Source organism: Methylobacterium sp. WL18, assembly GCF_008040015.1.
GTDB lineage: Bacteria > Pseudomonadota > Alphaproteobacteria > Rhizobiales > Beijerinckiaceae > Methylobacterium > Methylobacterium mesophilicum.
Genome location: NZ_VRVD01000937.1, coordinates 1 through 1,360 on the forward strand (window position 1 = coordinate 1; position 1,360 = coordinate 1,360).

Below are 1,360 nucleotides of genomic sequence, written 5' to 3' on the forward strand. Positions count from 1 at the left end.
CGCACGCGCTGCTCGGGGGCTGAGGCCCGGCGACGGGGCGTCGCGCACGGTCGCGCACGAAAGGCCGCGGTGCACGGATGCATCGCCGCAACATGCAGTTGCACGAACCGCGGCTCAGGTCGCGATACGGTCTTGCTGAGCCCCCCTGCGCGTGCTGAGACGGGCGGGCACGGACGCGACCCGCCTCGACCCGGGGGTCGGACCGACCGGGCCGGGGGAAGTGGATGCAAGCGGTCGCCCGGTCGGGCCCTGCAGCGGCGTCGGGATCGCAAGCCAGTCCGGTGGACCTGGTCGCCTCCGGCCGCCGGACACCCAGGGTGCCGCGGCTGCGCCTCGCGCTGGCCCTGGGCTTCGGGACGCTCGGGTTCCTCGCCGCCCTGGCGCTGGCCATCCTGGTGAGCCGCGAGGCGACGCGCCGGCTCGAGGCCGAGGTCGGCGGCCAGCTCGCCGAGATCGCCGGACAGATGGCGCGCAGCCTCGATCTCGGCATGTTCGAGCGCTGGCGCGACATCCAGATCGCGGCCGCCTCCGACAGCCTGCGCGATCCCGGGGCCGGGGCCGACGCCAAGCGCGCCGTGATGCGGCGCCTCCAGGAGACCTACCCGGCCTACTCGATCATCGGGCTGATCGACCCGGACGGGCGCGTCGCGATCACCAGCATCGGCGCGCTGGAGGGGGCGGACGTCTCCGGCCGCGCCTATTTCCAGGAGGCCCGCGAGCGGCCGTTCGTGGGGGACGTGCACCCGGCCAAGCTTCTGCAGGCCGTGCTGGCGCCCGCGGCCCGCGATCCGGCGGTCCGCGAGCCGGTCATCCACGAGCCCGCGATCCACGAGCCCGCGATCCACGAGCCTCTGCGCCTCCTCGACCTCGCCGCCCCGGTCAGGGACGCGGGCGGGCGCTTCGTCGGGGTGCTGGCCGCCCATCTCGACTGGGTCTGGGCGCGCGATATGGCGCGCACCCTCGAAGGCTCGCTCCGGAGCCATCGCGGCGGCGCCGAGATCCTGATCCTCGCCCGCGACGGCACCGTGCTGCTCGGGCCGCCGTCCCTTCAGGGCAACCGCCTCCCCGAAACCGTGCTGTCCGGCGGGCGCTCCCTCGACCCGCAGGGCACGAGCCGGGTCGGACCCTGGCCCGACGCCGCCGCCGGCTATCTCAGCGCGAGCGCCCGCACGCACGGCGAGCGCGATTATCCCGGCCTCGGCTGGCAGGTCGTGGTGCGCCAGAGCGCGGACCGGGCCCTGGCCTCGGTGGCGGCCCTGCGCTGGAACATCCTGGCCGCGGGCAGTGCCGTGGCGCTCGCCGCGGCCGTGCTCGCGTGGCTGCTCGCCGGCCTGATCGCCCGGCCGCTGCGGGATCTGGC

The 1,360-nt window shown here is 75.8% G+C and carries 1 protein-coding gene; it reads left to right on the forward strand.

Going from position 1 to position 1,360, the window contains the following annotated elements; all coding sequences use genetic code 11:
- Window positions 1–281 precede the first annotated feature (281 nt).
- Window positions 282–1,360, forward strand: a 1,079-nt coding sequence (locus FV228_RS29870; protein WP_246694081.1) for a cache domain-containing protein, incomplete at its 3' end; no start/stop codon positions are given.